This is a genomic window from Paenibacillus sp. SORGH_AS_0306 (assembly GCF_030819345.1).
Lineage (GTDB): Bacteria > Bacillota > Bacilli > Paenibacillales > Paenibacillaceae > Saccharibacillus > Saccharibacillus kyungheensis.
Genome location: NZ_JAUTBP010000001.1, coordinates 475,883 through 498,898 on the forward strand (window position 1 = coordinate 475,883; position 23,016 = coordinate 498,898).

Annotated in this window: 13 protein-coding genes; 7 read left to right on the forward strand and 6 right to left on the reverse strand. The window is 39.8% G+C overall.

Annotated features, from left to right (window positions below):
• The first annotated feature begins 4 nt into the window (after window positions 1–4).
• From QE450_RS01980 to QE450_RS01995, 4 genes are all read left to right on the forward strand, one after another.
• A complete protein-coding gene (locus QE450_RS01980) occupies window positions 5–1,573 on the forward strand; it encodes a response regulator (protein WP_307296426.1) in 1,569 nt (522 codons plus the stop codon).
• Between the two features lie 133 nt (window positions 1,574–1,706).
• Entirely contained in the window at window positions 1,707–4,568 is a 2,862-nt protein-coding gene (locus QE450_RS01985; protein ID WP_307296429.1) for a CHASE3 domain-containing protein, read from the forward strand.
• 165 nt (window positions 4,569–4,733) lie between these two features.
• Complete coding sequence (locus QE450_RS01990; protein WP_307296431.1) at window positions 4,734–5,738, forward strand: hypothetical protein; 1,005 nt, start codon at window positions 4,734–4,736, stop codon at window positions 5,736–5,738.
• 262 nt (window positions 5,739–6,000) lie between these two features.
• The gene (locus QE450_RS01995) at window positions 6,001–7,380 is read left to right on the forward strand and encodes a hypothetical protein (protein ID WP_307296432.1); all 1,380 of its coding nucleotides are present in this window, start codon (window positions 6,001–6,003) and stop codon (window positions 7,378–7,380) included.
• A 106-nt stretch (window positions 7,381–7,486) separates the two neighbouring features.
• Here QE450_RS01995 and QE450_RS02000 read toward each other — a convergent pair whose 3' ends face one another.
• The 5 genes from QE450_RS02000 to QE450_RS02020 all read right to left on the reverse strand — a co-directional run bounded on the left by QE450_RS02000 (window position 7,487) and on the right by QE450_RS02020 (window position 16,804).
• Entirely contained in the window at window positions 7,487–9,292 is a 1,806-nt protein-coding gene (locus QE450_RS02000; RefSeq protein ID WP_307296435.1) for an ABC transporter ATP-binding protein, read from the reverse strand.
• Window positions 9,289–11,028 (reverse strand): ABC transporter ATP-binding protein, encoded by a 1,740-nt coding sequence (locus tag QE450_RS02005; protein WP_307296438.1) that lies wholly within the window; start codon window positions 11,026–11,028, stop codon window positions 9,289–9,291. The genes QE450_RS02000 and QE450_RS02005 overlap by 4 nt, the downstream gene beginning before the upstream one ends.
• 69 nt (window positions 11,029–11,097) lie before the next feature.
• Window positions 11,098–12,216: a GNAT family N-acetyltransferase gene (locus QE450_RS02010; RefSeq protein ID WP_307296442.1), complete on the reverse strand. Its 1,119-nt coding sequence runs from the start codon at window positions 12,214–12,216 to the stop codon at window positions 11,098–11,100.
• A gap of 186 nt (window positions 12,217–12,402) precedes the next feature.
• On the reverse strand, window positions 12,403–14,538 hold the full coding sequence (gene nasC / locus QE450_RS02015) for an assimilatory nitrate reductase catalytic subunit NasC (RefSeq protein ID WP_307296444.1): 2,136 nt from the start codon (window positions 14,536–14,538) through the stop codon (window positions 12,403–12,405).
• A complete protein-coding gene (locus QE450_RS02020; RefSeq protein WP_307296447.1) occupies window positions 14,498–16,804 on the reverse strand; it encodes an FAD-dependent oxidoreductase in 2,307 nt (768 codons plus the stop codon). Before QE450_RS02020 ends, nasC begins: the two co-directional genes overlap by 41 nt.
• Before the next feature lie 437 nt (window positions 16,805–17,241).
• Here QE450_RS02020 and QE450_RS02025 point away from each other — a divergent pair, with 437 nt between their 5' ends.
• Entirely contained in the window at window positions 17,242–18,462 is a 1,221-nt protein-coding gene (locus tag QE450_RS02025; protein WP_307302554.1) for a nitrate/nitrite transporter, read from the forward strand.
• Between the two features lie 135 nt (window positions 18,463–18,597).
• Here the strand turns inward: QE450_RS02025 and QE450_RS02030 are convergent, their stop codons facing one another.
• Window positions 18,598–20,214, reverse strand: coding sequence for a methyl-accepting chemotaxis protein (locus QE450_RS02030; RefSeq protein ID WP_307296450.1), 1,617 nt, complete (start codon window positions 20,212–20,214; stop codon window positions 18,598–18,600).
• 294 nt (window positions 20,215–20,508) lie between these two features.
• On the opposite strand from QE450_RS02030, the gene QE450_RS02035 reads away from it, so the two are divergent.
• Together QE450_RS02035 and QE450_RS02040 are read left to right on the forward strand one after the other, a co-directional pair.
• Window positions 20,509–21,741: an aminopeptidase gene (locus tag QE450_RS02035; RefSeq protein WP_307296452.1), complete on the forward strand. Its 1,233-nt coding sequence runs from the start codon at window positions 20,509–20,511 to the stop codon at window positions 21,739–21,741.
• Window positions 21,742–21,933: 192 nt separating this feature from the next.
• Window positions 21,934–23,016, forward strand: a complete 1,083-nt coding sequence (locus tag QE450_RS02040) for a response regulator (protein WP_307296454.1) — start codon at window positions 21,934–21,936, stop codon at window positions 23,014–23,016.

Genomic DNA, 23,016 nt, shown 5'->3' on the forward strand with positions numbered 1-23,016 from the left:
TCAGATGACTCAAATAATGATCGTAGATGATGAACGTAATATCAGACAAGGATTACAAGTGATGATCGAGCGGGAGTTTCCTGCGCATTATCAATATATACATGCACGTCATGGACAAGAAGCTTTAGATCAGATGATAAATACTGCTATTGATATTGTGATTACTGATATACGGATGCCTGTAATGGATGGTGTGCAGTTTTTAGAACAGATGCGTGGTCTCAAGACGTTAGCTGTCCAACCCTATGTCATCGTATTAAGTGGATATGATGATTTTGAATATGCCAAAGCAGCTATTCGTTATCAGGTGAGCGAATACTTGCTCAAGCCGATTCGACGTGAAGATTTATTTGATGCTTTGCGTCGGTTAGAAGAAGAATTGCAAAAGCGTGATCATGTTTCTCGTAGTCTTGCTGAAGTCGAACAATATCGGTTGCAAAAAGATCAAGAACAATTACAAAGTCTATTGTATGCAGATCCATTAGAACTCACTGCATTATCGGAACAAATAGACGGTCTACAGTTGCCAGAACATTATGTGATCGGTGTATTTCAGTACAAAAATAAAGAAGGCATCTTGATCGATCAGCAGGAGCTTACCGTCTTAATGAAGCGATTATGTGCAGGGATGAATATTCAGTGTACTGCACAATTGTATGACAAAGAAGATCGGCTGGTCTGGATTATACCTGCGACTGAATTACATCATTTAGAACAACTAGCAGAGATAGCAGCACAGCGAGAAGTAGAAGGACTTCTTATCGGGGTTAGCGAACAAGGCAGTCAGTTGCAAAGTATTGCTGAGCATTATCAAGAAGCTTGTCAGGCACTTCATTATGGATTTCTTCATCCTGGTATTCATCTTATCCATTATCGTGTTGTAGAGCAGATCTATACAACATGGAGTATTCCAGAAGAAGAGATTCGCTTGCTAGGCAATACACTCGGAAGTGATCGTGATCCAGAGATTGAGCAGCGATTGTATCAGATTTTTAGAATTCATGAATTGATCTATCTGCCAATCGCTTATATTGAGCAAGTGGCTCAGTGTATCAATGAACAGGTGTTGGATGAGATTTTTAGACATTATGGCGAAGCTTCGGTAGAAGTATTACGTCTGTATCGGCGTGTAGGCAATCTGAATCATTACCGTTATTTTCAAGACTATTTCCGTGATCTAGAAAATGTACTGATCTGTCTTGATGATTATATCCGGCAATTGCGCATTATTCATACTGAGCCTCAACATCTCAAAGAAGCGGTGCAATTTATTCATGCTCATTATGATCGTCCGTTAAATATGGCAATCGTAAGCAATCATGTCTCACTCAATTACTCTTATTTTAGTGAAGCTTTCAAAGCATATACAGGTGAGAGCTTTGTTATCTATCTCAAAAAAGTACGTATTGCCAAAGCTAAATTATTGCTAACCGAAAGCTCTTACCGATTAAACGAAATCAGTCAACAGGTAGGATTTGAGAGCAGTCGTCACTTTTCAAAAGTGTTCCGAGAACTAGAAGGAATTACCCCGCAGGAGTATCGTTCCAAAATGAATGTGCGCTCTTTGATCTAATTATGAAAGCAAATAATAAAAAATAATTGCATATGCAAGAAATAGATTCCTTTTCATTAAAGTTTGCAGTAAAATAATGAAGCAAGTACCGATGAAATTACGGAATATGGAGTAGGTATTGGAGGTTTTATGATTGCCCAAGCGTGCAAATTGGAGTATTCGCACCAAAATTATTTCTGGGTATGTGGTCATTATTTTATGCGTAGGCGTTGTGTTACTGATGATGTCTGGACGTGTGAATCAATTAGAACAAGAAAATAGATATATTAACGATCATGATCTGGAAGTTCATAATCTAACCAATCTGATCGAAAAGCATGTGCTTGATATGGAAACAGGGCAGCGCGGGTTTGCTTTGACTGGCGATGATAGTTATCTGGTTCCTTATAACAACGGAGTTCTGCAATGGGAAGCGGATTATAACAAATTAGTAACTCTGGTTGAAGATAACGAATTGCAACGTAGCAATTTGGGTACGATCAAGACAGGCATAGACAAATGGATTCAAGATGCAGGCGATCCGGTTATCTCTATGCGACGTAATAACAATGAAGCAGGGATTACACAATTTTTCAAAGTCGATCCTGGTAAAGAACAGATTGATCGTTTGCGTAGTGAACTTGAAGCTTTTCGTGTGACTGAAAAAGCATTAACTGATGCACGTATTGAAAGTATTGCCGCTAGTAATGAGCGTCTATTTATAGCTATGGTTGCATTATGGATTGTAGTAGCGATTGTCTCTTTGATTACAGCATGGGTGATTGCGCGTCAAATTGTAAGAACATTGCGTGATGTAACCGATACGATTCATGATATTGGAGAAGGTGGCGATCTGAACAAACGGATCGTTATTCGTACGCGCGATGAGATTGCAGAGTTAGGTACAGCAACTAACCAATTGTTAGATCATGTACAGCATGAGAATTGGATCAAAGACCAGATCGCGATTGCCTCGACTCGTTTTCAAGAAGCGGATCGTATTGAATCGCTATCTTCTGCCTTATTAACTAAAATGAATAAATGGTTCGACGCTTCATATGGTGTTGTCTATTATGATAGCGAAAATGAAGAAGACGGCTGGCTCAAATCGGCTTCTTTTGCCGCTCATACCAAAGATATTGAATTAGGGGCAGCTTATATTACTGAAGGCGAAGGATTAGCTGGACAATGTATTGTAGAAAAAAGAATGTTAACGTACAGCCCGCTTCCTAAAGGTTATGTGCAGATCACTTCAGGATTAGGTAGTGCAGAAGCCAAAGCATTAGTAGCGGCTCCGATTATGTTTGAAGGTAAAGTATTAGCTGTTGTTGAAATTGCTTTTATCGAACCGATGACAATAGAACAATCGGATTTGTTTGAGCATTTATTAAATATTTTTGCGGTTACGATGAACTCGTTATTGATTCGTAAAAAGATTGAGCAAATGTATCATGATTCTCAAAATATGAATTATGAGTTGCAAGTTCAATCCGAGGAATTACAAGTTCAATCGGAAGAACTTCAGACACAAGCTGATGAACTGCATATGCAGACAGAAGAATTGCAAATGCTGAACGAACGTCTGGAACAAGGCAAGATGGCGGCTGAAAGTACAGCGATTGAACTTGATAAATATGCTCAACAGCTACAAGTCAGTTCACGTTACAAATCAGAATTTTTGGCAAATATGTCTCATGAATTACGTACACCGCTCAATAGTATGTTGATTCTTTCACAAATTCTATCTGAAAATAGTGCCAATACGTTGACAGAAAAAGAGCAAGAATATGCTTCTATTATTCATCATTCCGGTAAAGACTTACTCAATCTAATCAACGATATTCTAGATCTATCCAAAGTAGAAGCAGGCAAAATGCATATCGAGATTGATCCGGTTAGTACACAAGCGATTCCTGAACAAATGGAACGTTACTTCAAAGAAGGTGCAGCATTACGTGATCTTTATTTCAATATTGAGGTCAATGATAATGTGCCGGATATGATTTATTCCGATGATATGCGTCTACAGCAAGTCTTGCGTAACTTATTATCGAATGCGTTCAAATTTACTGAAGTCGGTGGTGTCACGTTAACGATCGAGAAGTTAGATCAGGTACAGACACAAGAGTATCAATCCGATCAACCGATGATTGCTTTTACTGTTCGTGATACAGGTATAGGAATCTCACCTGAAAATAGCCGCTTGATCTTTGAAGCGTTCCGACAAGCAGATGGAGCAACAGCTCGCAAATACGGCGGTACAGGATTAGGCTTATCGATCTCCTCCCAATTGGCTCATTTGTTAGGTGGAGAAATTACGCTAGAAAGTACAGTAGGCGAAGGTAGTACATTTACATTCTATATTCCTTGTCTGGAATCAGATCCGAATGATGAAAGTGAACTATTTACTGTTCAGCAACCGATCAGTCATACTGTCTTTTTTGAAAAAGATCAACTCACATCAACAAATACCGAGTCGGAACTTCATACCAACACATCGATTCAATCTTCACGTCTAGCTACATCGTATTCAGAGATGGATCGTATGACAACAGCTAGCAATGAACAAGTAGCCGATGTGGTAAAGCAGGTGATGACAGAAGAGCAGTACGAAGGTCTGGACGGCAAAAAAATTCTAATCGTAGATGACGATATTCGAAATGTATATGCATTGACCAGTCTGTTGGAGCGTCATAGTGTGAATATTCTAATTTCACAAAATGGACGGGATGCTTTAGAAATTTTGCATATGACACAGGATATTGATCTAATTCTTATGGATATTATGATGCCCCAATTAGACGGATATGAGACGATGCGTACAATTCGTAATCTGTATGGATATGCTCAAGTTCCGATTATCGTCTTAACTGCCAAAGCGATGAAAGAAGACCGCGAGAAAGCTATTCAAGCGGGAGCTTCTGACTATATGAGCAAGCCACTAGAAATGCAGCAAGTATTGCTTCGTATCGAACACTGGCTAGGCAAAACGCAGATCGATTATTTTACAACATAAATGAAAATCCTAAAAAGATACTTTCCTTAGTGGAAGTATCTTTTTTTGTCGTTTAGGTCTTAATACCCTTGAGTAATATTTAATTTAATAGTAAATTTGAACTATTATTAAAGCTAACTAACTTACTAAAAAATGGGTATTTATTTCAAAAAAGGAGTACAGTGTATGAACATTTCTTCATCTGCAAGCTATGCCGGAACAAGTAATCTGGGATATCATTCATCAGCTAGCAATGATCCAATCGCCAAAAGCGCATCAACCGATTCATTATCTTCTCAAGATCGTGACGCTAGACCAGCAACAATATCGCCTAACGAAAAAAGTCCACAGGAACAGCAATTGGAAGAAGCCAAGCAATACAAAAAAGAAGATCAGCAAAAAGAATTAAAAAAGAAAGAAGCTGATCAATTTTTTGAAGAACAACAAAAGCATAAAGAAGAGATCGACAAAATCGCTTATGAGATGTTAGCCAATCAAGGAATTGCTCAGATTGGGATAGACAACCAGCTAGCATTGAACAAAGACAATTACGGAGATACTGTTAAAAGTCTGGTTGCCAAAGGATTTCAAATTGATACAGATGAGCAGAAATTAACGATTAGTTCTAAACTACATCAACTGAAATTAGAAATTAGCAAAGAATCATACGATCAATATGTTAAAACAGTATATGGTAAAGAAATTGCGGATGAGTATACAGATACAGATCAGTCATCACTTCCTGCTCCAGCCCATTCCGGCAATACGATAACAGGAAGTGCTACAACAACATCACCATCCTCGACAACACATCAATCTGCACCATCAGCTACGCCACAATCCGAACCAGTAAGTGCAACTCATTCATCTCCAGCGACTACACCTTCAACACAGACAACACAAACAGAATCATCGGCTAATGAGCCGACTTCAGCCACAACAACCAACAATAGCACATCAACCTCACAGCCTTCTCCAGCAGCTACACCAACGCAGACAACACCAACAACCAGTAGCAATAATAACAGCTCGACTACAGGCACAGCTAATCAATCCAATACTAACCAATCCAGCGGTTCTACAACTTCTACAAGTGGATCATCTGGAAGTAACACCTCATCTTCTGGCAATACCTCATCAAATAATGGAAATGGTATCGGTTCTATTTTGACTGGCGGCTTAGTGAAATAAATATCTTTATTTACTCTTATGCGATAGAAATGTCGAATAAGAGTTTTTTTTGTAGAAGTACATATATTCGACAAAATGTGATTACATTTTATGGTATTTTTTAAAAATTATAGTTCAAATTACCCTTGCTAACTAAGTTGTTAAACAGTAAATTATTACTATACTAATTTGGATAAATATTACTATTATGTTTCTTTGATGGAAAGAGAATATTTACTATTCGATCGATATTAAATATCAATATTATGAAGGAGACTGCCCTATGAATATTACACCTAATGCGAGTTACTCTTCGACGGCTAGCCAGAATTCATACTACTACTCCTCACTCTCTGGTGATTCTAATAAATCGACAACAACTAATGGAAAAAATGCAGTATCTACTAATCCTGCTTCACCTACTGATAACAATCGAACCGACAAAACACCAGCCGAACAAAAAATAGAAAGCAATAAAGAATACAAAAAAGAACTGCAAAAAAAGGAAACAAGAGATAAAGAATTAGATGAACTTTTTGATAATCAACAGCAACGTAAAGAAGAAATAAATAAGCAAGTACATGAGACATTAACAAACAATGGATTTTATCAACTTGGTGCACAAAATGGGATAGCGCTTACGAAAGAAAATATGGATGAAACGATGAAGAGTTTGTTTAACAAAGGATTTCAAGTGGATTCCAATGAGGAAAAAATGACGCTGACTTCCAAAGTACATCAGATGAAAATGGAAATTAGCAAAAATGCATATGATAAATATGTAGAAGCTGTCTATGGACAATTGAATCCTGTATCAGATCAGATTTCCAAACCAAAAACTGATCCATCTATGATCAAAACAGGTGTATATTCACCGCCAGCTTCTATGGTGAAGCCGATATTGACTACAGTAGGTACAGCTACCGGTTCGATCCCTTCAACAGTCAATCCATCTGTACCAGGAGCTGAAGTAACTAAGCCAGAGCCAGTAGCGACAACGCCGACACCAACACCAGCACCAACAAGTACGCCAGCACCAGAGCCAGTAGCGACAACGCCGACACCGACACCAGCACCAACAAGTACACCAGCACCAGAGCCAGTAGCGACAACGCCGACACCAACACCAGCACCAACAAGTACGCCAGCACCAGAGCCAGTAGCGACAACGCCGACACCAACACCAGTGCCGACAAGTACGCCAGCACCAGAGCCGGTAGCGACAACACCGACACCAACACCAGTGCCGACAAGTACGCCAGCACCAGAACCGGTAGCAACAACGCCGACTCCAACACCAGTGCCAACAAGTACAACTACACCAGCACCATCCACAACAAACACGATTAGTACACCAGTGAGCACTACAACAAATTCGACTAGTAACAATACAACAACCAGTTCTACTTCAGTTAATATTCCGGTCACTGTTCCTAACGTTATTACCGTAAGCACATCTATTCCGGTATCATCCACTTCTACACCAACATCAACAACGTCAGCACCTTTAGTATCAGTGACAAGTCCGTTGTTAACGCCGAAATCTACATCTACTGTTGTTCCAACAACTACAACAGCAACAGCGCCAACAACGACTACCGCTCCGACTACAACTTCTACAACAAGTACATCTACCAAAAATGTACTTGGACTTTTGAAGTAATAGGTATTATATGATAGAACGATGTAAAAATCCCTTTGATGCATACTGGATTAGGTCAATATCGACCATCATCCTGTAGGAGTATGCACCAAAGGGATTTTTTGTTCTATGCTTGAATAACGTGTTGATTGGATTGCCTAGCATGAAGATATAACTTGGCATACGTACCATGATGAGCAATTAACTGAGCATGAGTACCTTGTTCTATAATCTCACCATGTTCCATAACCAGAATACGATCTGCATGCATAATGGTCGAGAGACGATGAGCGATCACAATCGTTGTACGTCCTTCGGATACCGTATCAAGAGCTTGTTGCACCAGTTGTTCGGTATGCGAATCCAGATTAGCGGTAGCTTCATCAAGTATTAATACTTTAGGGCGGAAGACAACGATACGGGCAAATGAAATCAATTGACGTTCACCCGCAGACAATCCACTTCCTCGCTCTGATAGACGAGTATCGTATTTTTGCGGTAAGCGTGTAATCATCTCATGGGCACCTACAAATCGGCAAGCTTCAATGACTTGCTCATCAGTGATATGGGGCTGGAACATTCGTACATTGTCGATAATCGAACCAGAAAATAAAAAAGGTTCTTGCTGAATCAGTCCTACAATACGATGAAGTGTTTCTTGGGGCATCTGTCGCAGATCAATATCATCAATAGCGACAGAACCTTGACCGACATCATAGAAACGATTGAGTAGAGCAATCAATGTACTTTTGCCTGCTCCGGTTGTACCTACTACACCGATCATTTCACCGGGTTCAATATGCAGATCCAGATGCGGAATCACTGTCTGATCTGGATTATATCCGAATGAAATATGGTTAAAGTCTACTTTTCCTTTTACTTTGTCTAGATCCACTTTTACCACTTGTTCGGGTGTTGGATCTTGAATCTCTGGTTGAAGTTTGAGAATACGCCAGATTCGATCCATAGATACGGTAGTAGATTGAAATGTATTCCACTGCATCGTAATTTGATTAATCGGTTGAAAAAATTGACGGATATAACTGATAAAAGCATACAATACACCAACTTCAATCTGTTTGTTAAATACAGCTACGCCTCCAAGCCAGACCATCAAGACCAGAGCAATATTGCCTAAAATATCAAAAGTACGATTGAAAAATACATTCGATTTTAATTGCTCGACATTGGCTTGCCAGTAATCCGCATTGTATTCATTGAATCGTTTTTTCTGTTCTTGTTCCTGATGGAAAATCTGTATTAAGCCCATACCGGATAAGTTCTCTGCTGTAAATCCAACTAATTTGGATAAGCGACTGCGTGTATACTGATAGACCTGTCGCAATTTACCACGAAATAAAATGGCTAGTGTAGCAATAACAGGTAAAGTGATCATCGAATACCACGCTAATGTAGTATCCAGACGGAACATGAAGTAAATAATAAACACAAGCATCATACCATCACGAATCAGACTTAATAATACCTGTGTAAAAAATTGGCTGATCGTTTCAGTATCACTGGATACATTTGTTACCAATCCGCCACTGCTAGAGCGATCAAAAAAGCTCATCGGTAGCTTGGTAATATGAGCGAATAGATCATTACGAATACTGGCGACAATATGTTGACCGACATATTGCAACAGATTGCTTTGTAAATAAGAGAACAGAAAGCTGACTACGGCTAACCCTAGATAAATAGCCGCCATTCCTGTTAAAAAAGGCAATCCATTTTGTCCGGCAGCGATATGATCATCAATCACAATTTTGACCAGATATGGCTGTAATAGATCCGCAGCGATAGCAAGCATCGTTGCAAAGAAAATACCGACAAATGTCCAACGATGAGGACGAGCATAGGCTAAGATTGCACGCAATGCTTCGTAGCGGATAGGCGTACTGGATTTGGTAGTCGATGATAGTTTGCTCATGCGCGCAACCCTTCTTCCTGTAATTGATACAAGGATGAATAGATGCCTTGTTGTTGCAACAATTGTTGATGGGTTCCTTGTTGTACGATCATACCTTCGTCCAGCACAATAATAAGATCAGCATGTTTTACTGCACTGATCCTATGCGAAATAATCAAGTTCGTATAATTATTCCGTTCACGAATTAGGTTATTTAGTATTCCTGTCTCGGTGACTGCATCGACAGCGCTCATACTATCGTCCAGAATCAAGATTGGCCCTTTTTTCACCAATCCACGTGCAAGACTGGTACGCTGACGTTGACCACCGGATAGAGTGATACCACGCTCACCTAATTTCGTATCGAATCCTTCTGGAAAATTAGAAATAGGATCATAGATCATCGCCTGACGCGCATGATCTTCTACTTTTTCAAGCGGTGTATCTCGATCACTAAAAGCAATATTGTCACGAATCGTCGTGCTAAATAAAAATCCATCTTGAGGCACATAAGCGATACGTGAGCGTAGACTTTGCAGTGAGATTTGACGAATATCTGTACCGCCTAACCAGACTGTATTTTCAGGTGGGTCATATAGACGAAGTAACAGCTTCACCAACGTGCTTTTGCCAGAACCTGTTTTGCCAACGATGCCAACAGTTTGTCCGGCTTCAATATGCAGATTAATATCAGACAGCGCGTAACGTTCACTGCCAGGATAAGCAAATGATAAATGTTTAATTTTGAGATCAGGTGTTGAAGCTAACGGTTGTGCATTAGGATGATCTTCGATATCTGGCTTTTCGGCAAGTAAACGATTCACGCGATCCAGCGAAGCCCCTGAACGTTGCATCATATTGATCACGTTACCAATTTGCTGTAGAGGGCCTGACATAATTCGCAAGTACAACGTTAATGCGATAAAATTACCGATCGTAATCGTACCTTGAATCGTTAAGTATCCTCCATATAATAGCGAAATCACAAGCGATAATGCGCCTAGAAATGGAACAGCCGCTTGAAATAAAGAAGACATGCGAACAAGGTGTAACTGGTTATCACGAATATGATTGACTGTTGTGCCAAAACGCTGACGTGCTGTAGGTTCAATCGCAAATGTCTTGGTCACTCGAATACCACTCAATTGTTCTTCTGCCGATTCAGTCATAACGGCTAACGATTCCTGTACATTTTGCGAACGTTTGCGGATTCGTGGCCCAAAGTAAATAACTAGAAAAGGAATCCCTACCATTGGAATAACACTTACCAGTATCAAATACAATGGAATATGACTGAGTAACATCATTACAATACACGATAAAAACAAAAAAATAGCATTGGTAGTCATTGTGACTCCATTTGAAATCGACTCACGGACAGAATTGACATCATTGGTCATCGAACTTAGTAATTTACCTGTTCCTTGCTTGGAGAAGTAATATTCACTGAGTGTGGAGAACTTGCTAAAAAGACTTTGACGCATTTCAAATTCGAATTTGCGTCCTAATCGCATGACTGTGAATTGCCCTGCACCGAAAAAGAGATTATACATAATCCCGATCACAGCCAGAATTACGCTATATTCAATAATCATTTGATATTGTATTCCACCATTCAGCAGAGCATCTGTAAATTGTCCCAGTACACGGGGGATAGCAGCTTGCCCGATATTAGACAGAATGATCAAACTGACAGCGAGTAAATAATATCGCCAATGCTTTTGGACATAATCAGTTAGAATACTCCGATCTTTCATATTTATATGTTCCTTCTTTCTTAAGCGGTATATCTTTTTACAACCCTTGAATTCCGATTGTTAAACAGTTCAGATAAAATATAATCCATACATATAAGGTAAAGGAACAGTCGGGAATGAAAAATCTAGACGGTCTGCAAGCTTAGCATCAGGATCGAATAATAGCGTATACAATTCCGAAGCATCTTTCAGTGGATACGAACCAGATGGTGTATGTAGCACGTAATCCTCTTCTAATTGGAACTTTATATCATAAGAAGCTAGAAACGCCTTTACACCTGTTTGCTCTAATAAAAGCTGATCGTCCAATACCAGTAAAGTACCGCTATTTGGTTCGATCGTTACAGGAACGTCTTCTTCAAGTAGTAAATCGCTCAACGCTTTATCTTGCCATGGAATACGTATAGTAAGTGAAGATAGCGCATAATGAGTCATAGCCTCTACACATAAATGCTGAATAACTTCAGGATCGCCGCCATACTCAATAACACTACCGATTGGCTCAGCAGTCGAATCTTCAGCGTATGGTATAGAAAGGGCTACAAATCCGACCACTTGATGATCGGCATTTTCGGCTACTATAATCTGTTGTTGCTGTTTGTTGATATTAGCGATGGGTTGAGAAGCGATAAATTGTTGAAGATCTCCAAGTCCCCACTGAATATGAGCATATTGCTTTTGGATATGATGAGCTATAGCAAAAATATCCTGTGGTAATAGATCCCGATATGTGAGATGCGTATTGTCATCATGCAATGTTTTGGCGATATCTGAAGATAATTTAAACGTACTGACTTGTCCAAAGGGTACACTGCCTGCACGTGTATATAATGAACGATCTCCTGAAATAAATAACACAGAAGCTCCTGCTGAACGTGCATGTTGTCTACATAATTCTAATAGCTGTCCTGCCAATCCTTGTCCCCGATAATCAGGATGTGTACATACTGCGCCGATCGAATACGCTGATATAGTAAATGTGCCTGATTGAACTTGTACCGGAACCATTCCCATAAAAGAAACGAGTGTACCTTCCGGTGTAAAAGCACCGTACGAATGACTAATACCTGCTTGAAAAAGAGCAGGAAAAGAAGATTCCATATATCGATCTCCATCTGCGCAAAATACATCTTCTGCTAATAAAGCAGCTTGTTTCAATTCATCGGTAAGCACACGTCTAATTTGCATATGTAGTCCTCCTATTGAGAATAATAAAGTCAAATGTAAAATCATCTGCAACCTATCAAGTATCGTTGAATAGTTCTAGCATACATTAGTTATAGAGCAAATACGATGGTTCATAAGGGCAAGATTAGATGTACATATGCAAAAATCTCTAAACCTGAATGTATCAGATTTAGAGAAGGTTAGCATTTATAGATAATGTAGTGAAGCAGAAGAAGTTGTTGCTAATGACGAGTGCATCGTCGCAGGTTGAATACGTACAGCAGATACTTTGAAGCCGGGCATTTTACAATAAGCATCCAGTGTAGGATCAGTAGCTTGATTTACATTTTGCTCACCGCCCCAATGCATCGGGACAAATATCGTATCGGTACGAATATGATCTTTGATCCTACAACGAATCGTAAATGAACCGCGAGCAGAAGCGACTTCGACCCAATCGTTATCTTCAATATGATACTGCTTAGCAGTCTGAGAATGAATTTCCATAAAGTTCTCTGGTTCACGTGCGGTAAGTGTAGCACTGCGACGAGTCTGTACACCTGTTAGATAATGAGCAAGCACACGCCCATTGGTCATAATCAGTGGATAAGCAGAAGAAGTGGTATCTTTGATCGCTACATTTGTAATGGAAGTAAATACCGCACGACCATCAGGATGGGCGAAAGATTGTTCAAACATCGTCGGCACACCCGTATGATCGATAGATGGACAAGGCCAGTAGATGCCTTCTTCGTTGCGTAGACGATCATACGTAATCCCATAATAATCAGCTAATCCGCCGCGACTAGCGATCCGCAGTTCGTTGAAAATATCTTCTGCCTGTGCAAAATCAAATCCAGTTTTTTTGCCAAGAGCTTGTGCTAATTCACATAGAATCTGCCAATCGTGTTTACTTTCATATGGAATCGGACGGGCTGCTTCTCGCAATAATACTCGGCCTTCCAGATTGGTCAATGTGCCTGTATTTTCTAAATAAGCTGTGACTGGCAGAACAACATCAGCTAATTGCGCGGTCTCGGACAAAAATAGATCTGCAACAATAAGCATGTCTAACTTTTCTAATCCGGCACGCACTAGAGGGATATTTGGATTGGATACGACAGGATTAGAACCCATAACGAATAACGTGGAGATTTGTTGTTGATCAATCAGTTCCATCATTTCATAAGCAGACACGCCTTTATCTGGTAAATTTTCAGGATCGATATTCCAGATCGAAGAGATATACGCCCGATCTGCTGGATTTTCGATTGAGCGATAGCCGGGTAATTGATCTGCTTTTTGCCCGTGTTCGCGTCCGCCTTGTCCGTTGCCCTGTCCGGTTACTGCTCCATATCCACAACCGGTTCTGCCAATTTTACCAGTCGCTAATACCAGATTAAGAAAATAGCGTACAGCCAAATGTCCATCGGTCTGCTGTTCAACGCCACGAGCAGTAAAAATAATACCAGTACTTGCCTGACTGTACACCTGAGCGGCTTGATAGATCAATTCAACAGGAATACCACAGATAACTGCTGATTGTTCGATATCGATATCCTGCACCAGCTCACCTAATTGCTCGTATCCATTGGTTCGTTGCTCAATAAAGTCGTGATCGATCCAATCTTGATCTAACATAATCTTGAGCATCGTATTGGCTAACAAAGCATCGGTACCTGGACGAATCTGTAAATGAATATCTGCGATTGCCGCAGTAGCGGTAACTCTAGGATCAATGACTATAATCTGAGCGCCATTTTGTTTGGCTTGATTCAAATAAGGCATCAATGTAGGCTGACATTCTGCAATATTAGTGCCAGCCAGAATAATACATTTGGCTAATGGAATATCGGATAACTGACAGGTGAGTCCGCGATCAATTCCGAATGTTTTGCTTCCAGCAGACGCCGCGGCTGACATACAAAAGCGTCCATTATAATCAATATACTTGGTACCGATAGCGACTCGTGCAAACTTGCCCAATAGATAAGCGGTCTCATTTGTAAGCGAACCGCCGCCATAGATGCCAATAGAGTCACGCCCTGATTGATCAATAGATTGTTGTAGATGTTCTGCGATATAATCGGTAACTTCTTGCCAAGAAGCACGTACAAGCTTTCCCTGACGACGAAGTAAAGGATATTTTAAGCGTTCCCGGTTAAATACATGTTGATGAGCGTTCATACCTTTGATACATAGACGACCTTGTGAAGCCGCATTTGGTGTACCTTCTGCCTGATAAGTCACGAGAGGTAGAGTAGGGTGCAACGTTGAAGATTCAGAAGAATGAAGAGTGATTTTACATTGTACGCTGCAAAAAGGACATTGCGTCTGCATCATAAGTTTCGCCTCCTTTACGATCTCGATCATAAGCATCTACTATCGCATCGTTGTAAAATAAAGATAATACCTGTTCCCGCAAAGGCAATACTTCTGTCCGTTGTACCCACTTCCATACCGGTTCACTGTAATACGCTTGATAACGATACAATTCCAGGCACAGATAGATTAGATATAGCGCGTCTGGTAAATGATCTACTGTAGTTAATAAATGCGCTTCTTGAATACGATCTGTAGCACATCCTCCAATATAAATTTCCCAACCAGCCGGTGAATATAATATGCCGATATCTTGCACACGAACACTAATAGGAGAATAGATATTCTGAGCTACAGCTATACGTGTAGGATAAGGTAATATCAGATGTTGTACTGTAGATTGCCATTGCTGTATCTGCTCGATCACATTTGACCCATCTACAGTATGAAGATGGTCAGGATACCCTGCTAGCCATTCACGATCTAACAATATCTGTAGATGAGGTAACAGATTTGCATGATCTATTGCTAAAGAACTGTCTAAATACAATTGTAGATAATAACGAATTGCTGTGATACAGGTGTCACAACCATCATGCTCTGATTGATCGGAGATAGACAAATCGTCTACATGAAAGCTATCTGCATCTTTGATATCGAGAGGACTGTATGCAATAGGTGTATCAGTAGATGACAATTGAGTTAGCACTTCTGTAACTGTTCTCCATGAATGTTGTTGAATTTGTTGCTTTAGAGCCGTATGTGTTAAAGATATTGATGAACAGACAGGGATATGATCAGGATGTGTAACAAGCGAAGCATGGAGAGGAGTATCGAGAGTATGATCTTGATCTTCCTCGATGGTGCCGGATAAGCTATAACGAACAAGCGCTTCAACGATCGGGCGACAACCTCCACATGAGCCGGATGCTTGGGTATGTTGCTGAACTTCGTCTGCGGTCTGTAATCCATATGTCTGTATAGATTGCAAAATGGTCGCTTTGGTAACTGCATTACAAGCGCAAACGGTGGAAGTATGTTCTAATTTGGCGGCGGCGATATCTGTAGGATTGTTTGTCGGTGTAGCGCTTGATGTATCTACTGATTGTAACTGTTGAAGATAAGAATGGGCAGAAGTGCCTTGCTTGATCATTTCTAATAATGAAATGCCTTCGGCGGTATCCCCGTATAAAATAGCACCTGTAATTCTATCTCCAACAGCACTAACTTTTTTGTACGTTTTGCGCACACCATCGTATTGCTGTACGATTTGCTGACAATCAGGAGCATTTGTATCGCCTACTGAAAATACCGATACACCGGATATTTTTAACTGTGAATAAGGGATCGAGCCTTGATAAGGTAAAGGATTTTGCTGACAAAGATGCTGTGCAAGCACTTTGCCTTGTTCGTAAAGTGGAGCCACCAGACCGTATGTAATACCTTGATGTTCTGCACATTCTCCCACCGCATAGATGCCCTCTATACTGGTCTGCATATAATCATTCACAACAATTCCGCGCTGAACATGCAATCCTGCATACTCTGCTAGACGAATATGAGGTCGTATCCCCACAGCGAATACTACAAGATCGACTGCTAATTTGGCTCCACTTGCAAAACGTAACCCTTGAGCACGAGTAGCGCCTGTAATGCGAGTCGTATTCTCATTGAGATGAAAGGTCATTCCTTGTTGCTCCAGTTCTTGTTGTAACAATTGCGCAGATAGTAGATCTAACTGACGATTCATTAAGTAAGGTGCATTATGAATCACATGAGTGTCCATTCCTAAATGAAGCAGACCACGAGCCGCTTCCAGTCCGAGCAATCCTCCGCCGATAACAGCCGCCTGTTGATAATGCTGAGCATATCTTTTCATCTGTTCGCAATCTTCTACAGTACGAAAAGAAATTACTCCTTTTTTATCCGCACCTTGAATAGGAGGAATAAAAGGAACCGAACCGGTAGCAAAAATCAGGATATCATAGGTATGTTGTAGACCTGAAGCAGTAGTTAATATTCGAGTATCTGGATCAACATGAGTCACTGTTTCTGTCGTATATAATTGGATCTGTTGCTGTTCATACCATGACCAATCATGCAGAATAATATGTTCAAATGTATGTTCACCTTGTAGCATTTTAGATAGCAAAATGCGGTTATAATTTGGATGCTTTTCTGTACCAAAAATCGTAATCTCAAATGTATCGGGTGCTAACTTTAGGATCTCTTCGACACAGCGTACACCTGCCATGCCGTTACCGATAACGACTAATTGTTGTCGCATAACAAGTTCCTCCTTTGGTGTTATTTCAAAGGTGCATCGTCATTTACACAGAAAAAGCCCTTCTCCATATTCAGGAAAAGGGCATCATTGCCGTTACGTAATCACACTCCATTGTGTGAAATCTTATCAATAACATTAATAGATGATGCTTTTAATGTCAATATAATTAACATAAAATAAAAATATTTAGAATTTGAGTTAATTATATTGACATATGAGTCTGTCGTTCATATAATTTGAATCAAATTCATATTTGTGATGGCAACCAACTGCACAACAATATCATACATTTATAAGATGGCACACAATGACGTGTACCATTTCCTAACGGCAATGAAGCCGCAACTTGTCCCGAATGTAATATACGGGCAAATTGCGGCTTTTTATTATAACTATAGACAAAAATAAACCAACTGTGGAGAGGATGATACACAATGATGGACAAAAAAAGTTTTTGGCAAAGCGGGCATAAGCCTACATTACTCGGTTCTTTTTTATACTTTGATATCAGCTTTATGATCTGGGGAATGATTGGACCACTTAGTGTCATTATTGCACTGGATTATCCTATGGACCCTGTACAAAAAGCACAACTGGTTGCTTTACCTGTATTGGGCGGTTCAATTTTGCGATTGGTGTTAGGGTTCTTATCTGATTATATAGGGCCCAAGTTAACCGCGCAGATTGGCATGATTCTTACTCTAATTCCTCTACTGCTGGGCTGGCAATGGGTACAATCGTTAGAGCAGTTATATGTGGTAGCCATCTTGCTAGGTATTGCAGGAGCATCTTTTGCGGCGGCTTTGCCACTTGCAGGACAATGGTATCCCAAAGAACATCAAGGTCTAGCGATGGGGATTGCAGGAGCAGGCAATAGCGGAACTGTAATAGCGACTTTATTTGCGAATCGGTTAGCTCAACATTTTGGTAGCTGGGAAATTGTATTTGGAATAGCGATGATTCCGATTATTCTGGTATTTATTTTCTTTACGATCTTTGCCAAAAATAGCCCTAATCGTCCTGAACCTAAAAAATTATCGCAATATGCTACCGTACTTAAACAAAGAGATGCGTGGGTATTCTGTGCATTTTATTGTGTGACATTTGGTGGGTTTGTAGGGCTTGCCAATTACTTAACGATTTTCTTTAATACTCAATATGGATTAACAGCAGTACAAGCGGCTGATATTGCTACCATCTGTGTTATCGCAGGAAGCTTTTTCCGTCCGGTCGGTGGATTTCTGGCAGACCGTATTGGGGGAACTAAAATGTTAATGTATCTATACTCGGGGGCAGGGATTATGTTGGCATGTGTTTCCTTTTTACCACCACTTCCGGTTGTTGTAAGCTTGCTGTTTGTCGGAATGATGTGTCTGGGAGCAGGGAACGGATCGGTATTCCAATTAGTACCGCAACGATTTGGGAATGAAATAGGATTAATGACAGGAATTGTAGGTGCAGCCGGTGGATTGGGCGGATACGCATTACCGCTTATTCTAGGCAATCTGTACAAAGCTACAGGTTCTTATACGATTGGATTTATTATGTTAAGTATTATCGTATTATGTTGCTTGAGCTTGCTTATTGTGATGCAAATGAAATGGCGGACAAGCTGGTTAAGTCATGGTGTGACCAAAACAGCACGTCAAGCCAGCTAACGATAATGATATTCTTGATACAGGTTAAGCAATAATCTATACTATCTTCTCAGCGGTTCTCAAATATTCAAAAAGCACGATCATATGACTTGATAAAAGAGTCGCAGATCGTGCTTTTTGTTGTGTACAGTTATATTAACTTATAGTAGGTACAGTACGGTTTGAAGAAGAAGAGAATGAATCTTGTGTATAATCAGCAGATAAATTAGCAGTCACAGGCTCAAGATCGTGAACCAGTTGACCCAATTTATCGCTCATTTGATTGAGAAGATCAGCTTCTTCATTAACCAAACGTGTTTTTTCTAATTGCTGTTGAACAGTATGATTTACCGTTTCATGACTTTTCATCGAATCTTGAATAATATGGGTGACATAGCTCATAGATTGACTGATTTTCTCAGCAGAACCATTAAGAGATTGTGCCTGACTGGACATATGTGCGATCTGAAGACTGGTTTCTTCTGTGGCTGTCAAAATAACTCCGAATGTTGAATGTGTCTGTGTAGCTGTTCGTAAAGTATCTTGCATTTTAGCGGCTCCACGTTCAGATGATTCAATAGCAGAAGCAGTCGACAAGCTAAATTGTGCAATAATACCTGAGATCATTTTAAGAGCAGAGCTGGTCTCCAGGGATAACTTTTTGACTTCTTGAGCAACAACAGCGAAGCTTTGTCCATGTTGTCCGGCACGAGCCGCTTCAATAGAAGCATTTAATGCGAGCAAATTGGTCTGTTCAGCCAAATTAGCAATAATATCGACAAAGCGAGCGATTTCGTAAGATTGATCAGACATTGCATGAATACCTGAAGCCATATCGTCTACATCGACTTGTAATGAAGACACTTGATCGGTAATTTGAGTTAGAGATTGTTGCCCTAATTGCGCACGTTCAAGTGTAATCGTAGAAGATTGATGTAATTGTTCCAGAGAAGCGGCTATTTGATAGATAGCATCGGCGACTTGTGTGAGCTGTTGTTCACTCACCTGTTGCGAAGGTAACAATTCATCGCTTGCTTGTGTACGTAATACTTGAACAGCATCAGCAATATGTTCAGATAATGAGACCAACGATTGTGAATGAAGTCGTAACGACCCAGCAGATTGTTCCATATATTGTTCAGTATGCTGTAAATTAATTAATGATTGCTGGTTACGTTCAGAAGCTTCGTCATTTTGGGATTGTAACGCTTGAGTGGTATTCTTTTTGGCAACAATAATCAGGATAGCTGCTCCACTTGTTAATAACAAAAAGATAGCATGGATCAGAAGTAACGAAAAAGAATAAGCATGTTCACCACACAGCAGTTCAGGGAATAAGAAAAAGCCAGCTAAATGATGAAAAGCAAAAATAGCAGTACTGAGTAAAACCAAAGCGATTGAATCATAAAAAGCCACAAAAGCAACTACCATAAAAACAGAAAAGTGATATTCAACCAATCCATTACCTGCTGCGATTAAGCCAATACTGCCTAAAGTAAGTACCAACGTATTGATGACAGGAAGATAAGAATGATCTGACCGACTACGAAATAGCGAAGCTGACCATATTAAAAGGATAAGTGGAACCGCTAACAAAATATAGCGAAAAATAGTGATATGTTCCATCGAAGAATGACTCATTGCAGAGTGATCCATACCTGCCATACGGTCTACAGGGATAAGATGAGTGTATTGATGTAGAGCAAATACAATAAAAGATAAAAGAACAGTGATCAAACATAACATATTCATAACTTTATTTTTCGCGTACATGTGTGGGGCTCCTCTAAATTCAGATAAGATGGGTAATCGAAAGATCAATTAGGTGAAAATAGTGTGGTTTGTAATGATAAAGAGTATAATAGATAGCGTTGATTCAAGATGAAAGGATCATGCTTGCTAAGTAGCTAAGTAATATATCGTCTATTTCAACACATTTTGTAACATTTAAACATGAAGAATTAATTAAGATTTAATTATATTGAGCACAAAATAATTGTTTTAATTGATTCTGGCATTACTTGTTCGTAACTTTATTCAAAATAGATCACATAAGGGGCGAAGAAAATGAGTGAATTCAATTTGATGTTAGAAAAATATGCAGAACTTGTAGTCAAAGTCGGTGTAAATATTCAACCTGGTCAAGTACTGATTGTACAAGCACCACTAGAAACAGTAGATTTGACTCGTCTTATCGTAGGCAAAGCTTATGAAGCAGGAGCTAAATATGTACAGGTCGATTGGGATGATGAACAGATAACTCGTATTCGTTATGAAAAAGCGACCGATGATTCGTTTGGCTATTATCCACAATGGCATGCTGATATGTTAGAAAAATTCGCTGAAGAAGGCGGAGCGATTTTACATATCAAAGTGCCTGATCCTGAATTATTTAAAGGCATTGACTCGTGGAAAGTGTCTACAGCTGTCAAAGCCGCAGCTATAGCTCGCGAAAATTATCAAGGGTATACCCGCAATAGCCGGATTAGCTGGTCATTAGTCAAAGCACCAACGCAAGCATGGGCAAATAAAGTATTTGCTGATCTGCCAGAAGAAGAACGTGTACCTGCGATGTGGGAAGCGGTATTCCAGATGAATCGTGTAGGTTCAGATAATCCGGTAGCTGCTTGGAGAGAACATATCGATCATTTGAAAAAAAGACAGGATCTTCTGAATAACAAACGATACAAAAGTTTTCATTATCGCGCCCCGGGAACTGATCTACACGTCCAATTACCAGAAGGTCATCTATGGCGTGGGGGCGGTGGAGAAAATGAAAAAGGGGTGTACTTTGTAGCGAATATGCCGACCGAAGAAGTATATAGCATGCCTCACCGTACAGGCGTAAATGGAACAGTGAGAAGTACATTACCGCTGAACTTGAACGGTCGTCTGGTGGAAGGAATCGAACTTACATTTAAAGATGGCAAAGTTGTAGATTATCAAGCAACATCTGGACGTGAACATTTAACGTCATTGTTAGAAACAGATGAAGGGGCTTCTTATTTAGGAGAAATTGCCCTCGTGCCATATGATTCACCTATTTCGCATTTAAAACGTGTTTTTTACAATACAGGCATAGATGAAAATGCTTCTTGTCATTTCGCTCTTGGTAGTGCGTATCCGACCAATCTTGAAGGCGGTACACAAATGACCAAAGAAGAATTGAAAGCTAAAGGTGCAAATGTAAGCTTAACTCACGTAGATTTTATGGTTGGTTCAGATCAACTGGATATTGATGGAGAATTGGAAGATGGAACGATAGAACCTGTATTCCGTCAAGGAAATTGGGCTTTTTAAGCCCTTTTTTCTTTTTCATTTTTTTAGAATACCTAATTTTGGTAACGCTATCATTTTGAAAAGGTAAAATATGAAAATAAATAAATGAGAATAACATGTAAGAAGACTTGTCATGAAGTAAAGAATAACGGTAAGATAAGCATAATAACTCACGACACAATTTCACAATTTTCGACAGAGGGTGGCTGGATCATGAAAGTATTACTTGTTGATGATGATGTCATAGTATCCCGCGGACTTCGCAATATTATTCCATGGCAGGAATTAGGAGCCGAAGTGATTGGAGAAGCACGTAATGGCAAAGATGCGTTGGAGATTGCACTGCGTCTACATCCTGATCTAATCATTACCGATATCAAAATGCCTATTATGGATGGTCTTGAATTATGTTGTCGTATTCGTGAATTGATGACAGATACAGCGATCGTATTACTTAGTGCTCATGAAGAATTCGATTATGCTCGTCAAGCGATGCAATACGGTGTAGATACGTATATCGTCAAGCCGATGGCACGTAAAGAAATCAGTCAATTAACCACGTATATTCAAGAAGTCTCTCGTCGTAAAAATGAAAAGCTTCATCATTATTCTTCGCTTTTTAACCGTCAGCTTGAAATCAATTGTTATGAAGCACTCAAAACAGGCAATAGGCTTTTTTTCGAAGAGCTATTTGAACACGAGTTAGCTTTATCGACAGCCAATCCTAATGAGATCAAAGAATTATGTATGCGTCTACTTACTATTTTGTTTGATTTTTATCAAGGTGTAGGTGGGGATCGAGCTTCTACATTGTTGCAATCCAAATCTGCTCGTCTGGATGATCTATTCAGTCTCAAGACCCGTCATGAAGCGATTGCTTTTACGTATGATCTGTTCCGTCAGGTGAATGAACTGGCAACAGAGAAAAAGGAAGATCGCCAACATTCGTTAGTACAGTATGTGAAGCAATATGTGAATGATAATATTTACAATGTGAATCTATCCCTCGCTGATATTGCTTATCATATGGAGCGTTCGCCTGCGTATCTAAGCGCTGTATTTAGCCAGAATACCGGGGTGAAATTAAATGTATATATCACGCAGAAGCGTATTGATCAAGCCAGACAATTGTTACTTGATCCGTCACTGCCGATCTATAGCATTTCAGAAAAATTAGGGTTTCAAGATCCGCATTACTTTGCCCGTGTATTCAAAAAAGTCGAAAGTATTACACCTTCAGAATACCGTAACTTGTATCTGAACCATAGTGTACGCGCGGATGCTGAGGTGAAATAA

Bases quoted from the DNA above. Each gene is read 5' to 3' on its own strand.
- QE450_RS01980 (WP_307296426.1), top strand. From the start codon at position 5: ATGACTCAAATAATGATCGTAGATGATGAACGTAATATCAGACAAGGA.
- QE450_RS01990 (WP_307296431.1), top strand. From the start codon at position 4,734: ATGAACATTTCTTCATCTGCAAGCTATGCCGGAACAAGTAATCTGGGA.
- QE450_RS01995 (WP_307296432.1), top strand. From the start codon at position 6,001: ATGAATATTACACCTAATGCGAGTTACTCTTCGACGGCTAGCCAGAAT.
- QE450_RS02000 (WP_307296435.1), bottom strand. From the start codon at position 9,292: ATGAGCAAACTATCATCGACTACCAAATCCAGTACGCCTATCCGCTAC.
- QE450_RS02005 (WP_307296438.1), bottom strand. From the start codon at position 11,028: ATGAAAGATCGGAGTATTCTAACTGATTATGTCCAAAAGCATTGGCGA.
- QE450_RS02010 (WP_307296442.1), bottom strand. From the start codon at position 12,216: ATGCAAATTAGACGTGTGCTTACCGATGAATTGAAACAAGCTGCTTTA.
- nasC (WP_307296444.1), bottom strand. From the start codon at position 14,538: ATGATGCAGACGCAATGTCCTTTTTGCAGCGTACAATGTAAAATCACT.
- QE450_RS02020 (WP_307296447.1), bottom strand. From the start codon at position 16,804: ATGCGACAACAATTAGTCGTTATCGGTAACGGCATGGCAGGTGTACGC.
- QE450_RS02025 (WP_307302554.1), top strand. From the start codon at position 17,242: ATGGACAAAAAAAGTTTTTGGCAAAGCGGGCATAAGCCTACATTACTC.
- QE450_RS02030 (WP_307296450.1), bottom strand. From the start codon at position 20,214: ATGTACGCGAAAAATAAAGTTATGAATATGTTATGTTTGATCACTGTT.
- QE450_RS02035 (WP_307296452.1), top strand. From the start codon at position 20,509: ATGAGTGAATTCAATTTGATGTTAGAAAAATATGCAGAACTTGTAGTC.
- QE450_RS02040 (WP_307296454.1), top strand. From the start codon at position 21,934: ATGAAAGTATTACTTGTTGATGATGATGTCATAGTATCCCGCGGACTT.